Raw genomic sequence first — 3,100 nt, 5'->3', positions numbered from 1 at the left:
GTTAACCCAGCGCCACACTCTACCATCAAAAGATTTTTTACCTTCCACCACCTCTTCAAACTCCTTTATAAGCGCATTCTTATTCAAGAAAGCCATTTCCGGAGATTGAATAATCCATTTTCTTATAACAGGCGCCATGTCAAGAAGCCAGGTGGACTCAGGTGTGGCAAATCCGATTTTATCTTTTCGCTCCAGGTGGCTGTCGGGAACAATTCCACGCATGGCTTCCCTGAACACATGCTTGGTTACGCCACTTTCCGAGATGAGGTAATGTTCCGGCAATGACAACAAAAACTCAACCAAAGGAAGAGTTAGAAAAGGAACGCGACTCTCAACCGAAAAGGCCATTGAATTACGATCACCATGCCGCAATAATGATGGCAAGCCCCTGTACATCAGAGCGTTTGCCAGAGCTTCTTTTACCCTCCGACCACGGTGTTCAGCATTCAATTGGGCACGCTTCTCGGTAAGGCGGACTCCATGTTGGGACATGAACTCCGCATTCAGCCAACGAGGCTGAAAGTCGCGGCCCATTTTCTTACGCACAAGAGCATAAAGCCAATCAGGTAGTCTAATTCTCGCCAAATACTGCCAGGCCATCATATAACTCCGACCCGCTGATTGCGCCCAGCGCCTGGCATATTCATGTGCCGCCAACCATCCTCGGGTTTCAACCAGACTGAGCAGCCGATGTCCCGGATAACCCGAATAACCTGCCAGCAGCTCATCTGCACCCTGGCCATCTAAGGAAACGGTAACACCATTCTCCTTCGCTAATTTAAAGACACGGTATTGAGCGTAAATACTAGTACTGCCAAAAGGCTCACCTTGTTTCAGCAGCATATCATCCAGATCAGCCTCCATTTCTCGCTCATTGGCCATAACCTTGTGCCCTTTGGCAGCCATCTTCTCATTTAGCTGATCTATCCATTTTTCCTCTGAGATAGCATCATCACTGGCAATATAGCTGAAAGTGTTAAGAGGCTTATCAGGCTCCAGATAACGAACAGCTGATACAATCGCCGATGAATCGATACCGCCAGATAAAGCTACTCCCAACGGTACATCACTGCGAAGGTGCAGCTTCACGCTATCCAAGAAGAGCTCTTTCAGTTTCTCCACTGCCTGATCAAAGCTCAGCGACGACGTTATGGCAATATCTGGTTGCCACCAACGGGTTGGAGGTAATGCATGACCAGTTTCCATATCAAAAATCAGGTAATGTGCCGGAGGCAGATGCTTAACCCCCTCGATAAATGTATTTTCCGAAGAATCATAATCACCATGCACCAAGTAGTCATATGCTGCCTGCAAATTGGGTTTCGAATTTTCCTGCCTTAATGTCAATAATGGGCGAAGCTCCGAAGAAAAGTACAATTCCTCGTTCTTCAGGGAATAAAAAAAGGGTTTTATTCCAAAGGCGTCACGTCCCAATATCAACTTTTGTTCGAGACGATCAAAAAACACAAAAGAAAACATACCAACAAGACGCGGCAAAACGGGTATTCCCCACTCTACCAGAGCATACAGCAAAACTTCTGTATCTGATTTGGTTCTGAAGATATAACCGACAGCCTTTAACTCTTCAGCAATCTCCTTATAATTGTATATCTCACCGTTGAAAATCAAAGAATAACGCCCACATGTTGACTTAAAGGGCTGCGAAGCATGTTCTTTTAAGTCGATAATTGATAACCGAGTATGCCCTAGATAGAGAAAACAATGAGCTTCTTCGTGGACATCAAAATCTGAATGATCAGGGCCCCGATGTTCAATCATATCCAACGCAGCATTGATCAAACTCTCATTTTTTTCTTCTTTAACGAAACAACCAATAAAACCGCACATTAATAGAACTCGCGATGACTAAAAAAGTTAGATGAAAAACGCAAGGAAAAATCAATCAAATAACCTCCTCACGAACTTCTGTTAAAACTATTACCAAACGGGTATTAATAAATTTTACATCTTATCATAAAGCGCCCACGAACCGATAGAAGCGCGAACAATAAAAATGACAATACTATAAGGTATATGCTATAAAAATATCCGCTAAAGCCAGTCACCGATAAATCTTTAAAAGCCAGTATTAACCAAACAGAAAAACCAATAGATATCGGATTAATTTCAATCTTTGAGACAAGATAACTTACAAACGCAACAAACGTTCCCATAATAAAAGCAACAATCGGAATACCGGCCGGCCCAAAGTTGGCATAAGCTTCCCCCCAAAAAACTGTTGGTGCACTTCCAACAACACCTGATTCAGAAAGTGCCGGGAATATCCAGTTCATGACTTCAATGGTATAGCGATAAGGGATATAAGGCATTAAACCGCCAGGGTTCGGAAAAGTACTCCCCCAAAGGTATTCATGGTGCTCAGGAAAAAACTCAAGGTAAAAATAGGCGGGTGATATACTGCCAGAGAAAGCACGGGAAAAAACCGACGTAAGTGCGGACCAAATATCATTAGATCCCATAAAATTTATATAAAATAGTATAAGAATAAAAAGCACAATACATAATAAAATAATTATTTTTTTAAAAGGAATGAACCCATTCCTTTTAACCAGAAAATAGACCATAAATAAACCAACCAGTAGCCATGCAAAAGGCGCTTTCTCAATCGCCATAACTGCTACTATTGTTGAATACGAAAACGCAGCTATAAACGCAATGAACGAGAAAGTACTTTTGCGAGTAAGCCATATAGCAAAGCTGGTAAAGGTGAGAAAATTACCAATATCATGCATCACCAGTTTATACCAGTGATAATCCCCGGCAAAAGAATTGCCCATATTGCTTCGGGCTTGATTTGCAGCAGTTATGCTGTCCGTCAAGGCTACAATAATGGCAATTTGATCTAGCTGTTTAACATATTTTACGAGTATCAGCACACACAAACCGAACAAACCAATCAACGCCAATCGCTGAAGACTACCTATAGGCATGATTTCAGTAGATTTAAAAGCAATTATCTCAAGCCCCATTAACTTACGCACAAAAATAACGCCAAACAGAAATAATATTAAATTTACCGAAGAGGATACGAGAACCATCAGAACCAAATATGGATTTGTAATTCCTACACTGTACCTAT

The 3,100-nt window shown here is 41.9% G+C and carries 2 protein-coding genes; both read right to left on the bottom strand.

Annotated features, from left to right (window positions below; genetic code table 11):
* Window positions 1-1,848: asparagine synthase (glutamine-hydrolyzing) (asnB, locus tag VFM80_RS02855; RefSeq protein ID WP_395069350.1), on the bottom strand; the 1,848-nt coding region annotated here is incomplete at its 3' end.
* 104 nt (window positions 1,849-1,952) lie between these two features.
* A partial coding sequence (locus VFM80_RS02850; RefSeq protein ID WP_395069349.1) for an O-antigen polymerase occupies window positions 1,953-3,100 on the bottom strand: 1,148 nt, incomplete at its 5' end.

Origin of the sequence: Gracilimonas sp. (assembly GCF_035704785.1) — a bacterium.
Classification (GTDB): Bacteria; Bacteroidota; Rhodothermia; order Balneolales; family Balneolaceae; genus Gracilimonas.
Note: the sequence above shows the minus strand (reverse complement) of the source record. Positions and strands in the feature narration are given on the sequence as shown.